Source organism: Lentilactobacillus rapi DSM 19907 = JCM 15042 (assembly GCF_001436255.1).
GTDB lineage: Bacteria > Bacillota > Bacilli > Lactobacillales > Lactobacillaceae > Lentilactobacillus > Lentilactobacillus rapi.
The window spans coordinates 1-5,948 of the sequence record NZ_AZEI01000080.1 but is presented as its reverse complement, the minus strand read 5'-3'; the positions used below and the strand labels follow the sequence as shown (position 1 = coordinate 5,948).

Genomic DNA, 5,948 nt, shown 5'->3' with positions numbered 1-5,948 from the left:
CCTTTTTTGCAAAAGTATACCAAAACTCAATTTAGATCTCAAACAGTTTCTTAGCATTTACTGCACCAAACCTGCATGGAGCTGCTAAGTTATGGTATGCCGGTTTTACTTATATTTTGGCTGCCGGAGTTATTTACACTGGTATTCAAACACCAATTACTGCTATTTTACCTAATTTGACTACCAACGGTCAGGAACGTATCGTTGCTTCTCAATTCCGAATGGTTGGTGGTGCGCTTGGTTCATTCATTACCAGTACGTTCGCTTTGCCAATGGTTGCTTTCCTTGGTAAAGGTAACAACAAAGTTGGTTTCATGTGGACAATGTTCATCTTTGGAATTCTTGCTGTAATTCTTTTAGGATTAGCATTTAGAAACTTACGTGAACGAACTGTTTCTGTTCAGAAGCCAATTCCATTCAAGGATTCATTGAAAGCTACAAAGGGTAACTGGCCTTGGGTTATCTTGGTTGTTTCATTTGTTATTTTCTGGATCGCTCAAGCCGACCGGAATGGTGTTTCAGTTTACTACGCCAAGTATTATCTTGGAAACGAACAATTAACATCTGTATTTAACGGCCTTCAAGTTGTTGGTGTTATTGCTAACATCTGTATTCCATTTATCGTTAAGGCTACCAACAAGACCATGACGATGATCATTGGATTAATTGTTGGTGCATTTGGTCAAGCCATGATGGGCTTTGTTGGTAACAACTTTGCTTTGATTGTAACTGGCTGGATCATTGGTATTCTTGGTGGTGGTACTGCTATCGCAATGCCATTCGCTATGTTAGCTGATACTGTTGATTATGGTGAGTGGAAGACCGGTATTCGTGCCGCTGGATTCTTAACGGCCGTTGGTTCTGCTTTCTGTATTCAATTAGGATCTGGGTTCGGTGCCTTCATTCCATCAAAGATCATGGCCGCCGCTGGATTCGTTGCTAACAAGACTCAATCCGCATCAGCTCTTGCATCAATTCACTTCTGCTTTATCTGGTTCCCAATCATCATTTACGCAATTGTTGGATTGATCATGTGCTTCTACTTCAAGTATGAAAAGATGGAGCCACAGATTAAGGCTGATTTAGCATCACGTCATGCTAAAGAAGCAGCTAAGTAATAAGTGAGTTTGATATCTCTTATTCTTATTGAATTCGGTTGTAAAAGTTTATAATTGCAGAAAACGCATTCCAAAGTTGCAGCTGTACAACTTCGGGATGCGTTTTCGTATACCTTCATGAATTAATTTGGACTGACCTTCTCCCCGGCAATCCAAGTTGATTGAACCTTGACATTCTGGATATCATCGCTTGGAATCGTGAAAATGTCTCTGTCCAGTACCACAAAGTCACCAGCCAACCCCGGCATCAGTTGGCCGTTATGCTTGAATCCACCGATTTCAGCTGACCATTTGGTATAGGCCAAAATGGCTTGTGGAACGGTAATGGCTTCTTCAGGGTTAACGAGATCGCTATTGGCTGTCTTTCTGGTGACGGCAGCGTAAATATTAACAAACGGGCTGTCCGGTTCTGCCCAAGGCGTACAAGGCGCATCAGAACTTAAAGCGAATCGTGCTTTGGTTGTCAACATGGATTTATCGCGGTAGATTAACTTAAATTGAGCCGGTGAGAGAAATTGTCGGTAGGATTCATCCTCCGCAAAGAAGAAAATCGGTTGGGTGACTAGAGCGTAATTCATTTTGGCATGATTTAATTGATCAAGCATGGCGTTACTTAGGATTGACGCATGTTCGATGCGGATGGAGGGCCGATCGGCGAGCCAGGGATCAAGGCCCTGAGTGACATCCAGAACGGTCTGAATGGCAGCATCGCCCATTGCGTGAGCAGCTACTTGGAGTTTGTGGGCACGGGCATAATCGACGGCTCGCTTCAATTTTGCTGGACTGGTAATTGCGACGCCGTTGCGACCATCCGGGTAAGGGCGCTTGTTATAGGCGGTTTCGCCGGAAATACTGCCATCCATGAACACTTTGATGCCGGTGACTCTCAGTTGATCGTCAAAAGTGGGGGTTAACTCGGAATTGTCGGCGACTTCATCGTAAACATAGTAGATAGCGGTTTTTGGTTTAAATCCTGTGGCAACCGCGTCTTGATAGAGTCGAAGTGAGTCGTCGGGTTGTTTGCGGCCCATCATTTCACCGATTGCGACGATCCCATTTGCTAAGTAATGATCAGAGCTGTTGACCATGTTCTGAACGTCAGCGGTATAATTTTGAACTGATTTCACCCGAATGAGCAATTGGGTGGCGGCGACTTCTTTCATGTAGCCATTGGGACGGCCATCCGGGAAATGACCGATGAACCCGCCTTGAGGATCCGGCGTATCTCGGTCGATGCCAGCAAGCTCAAGGGCTTTGGAGTTGCCGACGGAGGAGTGGCAATCGGATCGATAAATAAAAATCGGCTGAGTTGTCGAAACCTTGTCAAGATCGTCAACAGTAGGGGTGCGGTGCTCGGCCAGTTTCGTCTCGTCAAAGCCCCAGCCTTCGATCCAGGTTTGATCGGATTTCCCAAAGGCGACCGAGTGCCGCAACGCCGTCTGCATTTCGGCAATACTGTTGACATTCGGCGGAGTACAGGCGACGCCATGCAAGGCATCAGCGATGTACTTCGGGTGGGTATGAACATCAATGAGCCCCGGTAAGACGGTTCGCCCCTGTAAATCGACCGCCTGCTCGTCAGTGACTTCTTCTGAACTGCCGACCCAAGTGACCAGGCCGTTATTAATGGTCATCGCCGAAGCAAAGTGAGTTTGATCGGTTCCTAAGAATATTTTGGCGTTTTTAAACGTTGGCATTGCCATTAGCCCCTTTTCGTCTTTTGAATCATATCTTAGCGGGTGTTCGGGTAACGTGCAACTTCTTTCGTCACTCCCCCAAGCAAAAAATGCTATCATAAAAGTACGACATTTTAAAACGGAGGACGCAATCATTGGAATCACACACCCTTAATGCTTTCTCAAAAAACGTGACCTTAACGCACCATCAAGCCGCAGTCTTACAGCAAATAATTGATTTCACCCATGACCACTTACAAAAGTCCGACCACGCGGTGTTTGTTTTGATGGGGGATGCCGGTACTGGAAAAAGCCTCATCCTGAATCAGTTGTTCACCCAGCTGGCCCAGGAAGTCCCAGACAGCTACTTCTTGGTAAACCATCCGGAATTGCTGAAGGTCTATCGGGAATTGGCCGGTCAAACGCCACATATGTTGAAAAAATACTACCAGCGCCCGACTAGTTTCATTAACAAATTACATAAGCAGGGTAAGCATGTGAATCTAACCGTCATCGACGAGGCCCATCTCCTGTTAAGCAAGCCGGATCACTACAACAACTATTATGGCGATAATCAGCTAAAAGATATCATCCAAATGAGTCAAGTCACCATTGTTGTTTTCGATCCCCATCAGGTATTACGAACCAAGAGCTTTTGGAATCAGCAACGACTGCTCGCTTTGATTGAACCCTATCCCCATGACGTTGTCCATCTCAAGCAGCAGTTTCGAATGCAGGCGGGTCCCAAATTAATGGATTGGCTCGACCACTTTATTGATGGCGAGGTCATCAGTCCCGTGCCGGCCGATATTGGCAATTATGACTTTCGAGTTTTTGCCGACGCCCAAAAGATGTTTGAGTTAATCACCAAGAAAAATCAGCGGTATGGGTTGGCCAGAATGACGTCTACGAGTGGCTATCCATCAACGCTGGATGGCGGCAAACATTTGGTGAACGAAGGTCATTTTCATTTGCCCTGGGATCAATATAACTTTACCAGCACCCCTTGGGCCGAACAGCCGCAAACCATTGATGAGGTGGGAAGTATTTACACGGTCCAGGGATTTGACCTTAATTATATTGGCATTATCATTGGGCCACCGTTTTATTTGACGGCTGACCATCGCTTGGGAGTTGACCCCAGCAAGGTCACTGACGTGGAGATCTTTAAGCACCGGCCGGATTTGGATCCCAAGGAATTTGAAGAAAGTAAGCAGGCATTATTGCGGAACTCCTTGAATGTGTTGCTGCGGCGCGGGATTAAAGGGATGTACCTGCACGCCCATGATCCTAAATTAGAGCAGTATTTGGAAAAGATGGCTGCTAATATTAAAGTAAATAATTGACTTATTTATAATAACCAGATATAGTTACCTACATAAGTAACTAACTAGACAACAGGGGAGATTAGATCATGAAAAAAGGCACGGTCATTACATTAGTTGTCATCGTTGCATTGGTTGCGGCAGGTGGCTTCTGGTATCAATACAATTACGGCAAGACTTGGTATTATGGACAAGTTGGCAAGTTAGAACGAAGCGAGAAACAGCCTGGTGGCAATCCAACGACCTATTACTACAAGATTAATGGCTGGAATAAAGCTGGCCAGTATCAACAAATGGAAGTTGGAACTGTTGGCGGTCATAAATTTGTGAAGGGTCACTACATCAAGGTTGGCGTCTCAAGAGCCAAGTCAGTGGTTACCTACGAAGGCATTCAAAAGAATGAAGTTCCCAAGAAGGCTTTGGCTCATATTGAGAAGTAACCGAATTGCCTAGCAATGGCAAATAATCATTGGTCAGCTGAGATTGGGTTGATCCCAGAATTTAATGAGAAGGACCAATTATTCCTGATTTTTGGAATAGTTGGTCTTTTTGTTAAAACTGGCCGGGATCAACCGGTTGACGCAAGTTTTATCAATATAAGAGTGGCAAACTAAGTTGCATTTATAACCGCTTTGCTTTGATTGCCAAATCGGTTATCATTTGTCGCCATCTGATCTTAATCAGGAGATGATTTCATTATGGTGTTAACTTATAAGTTATCGTCCCTATAAATATCGAGTCAAAAAAGTATACACCAGCGCACTACATCTTGTATGATGTAATCGACAACAGGGGTAATACTTTTTTGAGGTGATAACGATGAAAATCCACAAGCTCTTATTGGGGACCACATTACTGTTTGGATCCTTTGTTCTGTTTAGTAGTTCCGCGACTGGCTTGGAAAATAGCCATGCGACTGTCCAAGCAGCGGTTGCGGCTGATGAACAATCCATTGATGATGTGATGCCCAACAAGCAATTACAAAAGCTGGTGTTGTTTGAAATGCAGCGTCAAAGTCTAGTGCCGGCTGACTTTGATCTTAATAAATTTGACGTTGCAACGTTTAAAGCGAAGTTAGGGGAGCTTACCAGTATCGACTGGCTGAAGACGCCCGGCTATGAGCGGCGCGATTATCAGCCGCTTAATGGCGGGAACGGGGCAATTGGTCCAGCTGATGTCAATCCTGGTGATTATTCACTTAAGGGATTGGAGTATGCAACGAATCTCACCAAATTGAATTTGTCTCGTGATCTTGATGAGAGCACGTATTATTTTGAAGATATCAAAGACGTGAGCCCATTGCGGGGACTAACCAAACTGGTTGATGTTAATTTGGAAGGGAATCGGATCGAGGACATCGAGCCAATTGCTGGTATCCGATCAATCAAGAAATTGAATGTCCTGTCTAACTCAATCCATAACTTAAATGTCTTGGATCGAAAGAATTATGAGGAACTGATTTATTTGGGCCAACACGTGGTCCTTCCTGTTCAGCATATAACGGAAAATTCATTTACGTGGAAAGCACCGTTTAAGGATGAATTGCCACAAAATTTGGGCGTTGATGATCAGGAATGGGAACCATATAAAAATCAACATATCTATTACGTGACCAAAAATGATTATTATATTCTGGGTGGCTTTGTTGGTGAAGAAGATGAAAAGAATCTGGTTGAAATCTTTAAACCGGCGACCCAAGATGTCACAATTGATGGCGATGATCTTCATTTTGCCAACTTACCAGAACAAGTTTCGCCAAGTGAGGGGTTATCCCTTAGAAGCTGTCTAAAATCTCTTAAGTAATAGTGCTAAAAACGCTAAAACGACCA

General features: G+C 44.4%; 5 protein-coding genes. 4 read left to right on the top strand and 1 reads right to left on the bottom strand.

All coding sequences use genetic code 11. From position 1 onward, the window contains the following. The first annotated feature begins 35 nt into the window (after nucleotides 1-35). Nucleotides 36-1,118 carry a glycoside-pentoside-hexuronide (GPH):cation symporter gene (locus tag FD12_RS11515; protein ID WP_082622253.1) on the top strand — a complete coding sequence of 361 codons (1,083 nt, stop codon included), beginning with the start codon at nucleotides 36-38 and terminating at the stop codon, nucleotides 1,116-1,118. Nucleotides 1,119-1,240: 122 nt separating this feature from the next. On the opposite strand, the gene FD12_RS11510 is transcribed toward FD12_RS11515, so the two are convergent. Further along, nucleotides 1,241-2,815 carry an amidohydrolase gene (locus tag FD12_RS11510; RefSeq protein WP_056983269.1) on the bottom strand — a complete coding sequence of 525 codons (1,575 nt, stop codon included), beginning with the start codon at nucleotides 2,813-2,815 and terminating at the stop codon, nucleotides 1,241-1,243. Nucleotides 2,816-2,949: 134 nt separating this feature from the next. Here FD12_RS11510 and FD12_RS11505 point away from each other — a divergent pair, with 134 nt between their 5' ends. From FD12_RS11505 to FD12_RS11495, 3 genes are all read left to right on the top strand, one after another. Next, on the top strand, nucleotides 2,950-4,140 hold the full coding sequence (locus FD12_RS11505; RefSeq protein WP_225427390.1) for a DUF2075 domain-containing protein: 1,191 nt from the start codon (nucleotides 2,950-2,952) through the stop codon (nucleotides 4,138-4,140). Nucleotides 4,141-4,208: 68 nt separating this feature from the next. Further along, the gene (locus FD12_RS11500) at nucleotides 4,209-4,559 is read left to right on the top strand and encodes a YxeA family protein (RefSeq protein WP_054749097.1); all 351 of its coding nucleotides are present in this window, start codon (nucleotides 4,209-4,211) and stop codon (nucleotides 4,557-4,559) included. A 379-nt stretch (nucleotides 4,560-4,938) separates the two neighbouring features. Continuing rightward, nucleotides 4,939-5,922 carry a leucine-rich repeat domain-containing protein gene (locus tag FD12_RS11495; RefSeq protein ID WP_056983264.1) on the top strand — a complete coding sequence of 328 codons (984 nt, stop codon included), beginning with the start codon at nucleotides 4,939-4,941 and terminating at the stop codon, nucleotides 5,920-5,922. Nucleotides 5,923-5,948 lie beyond the last annotated feature (26 nt).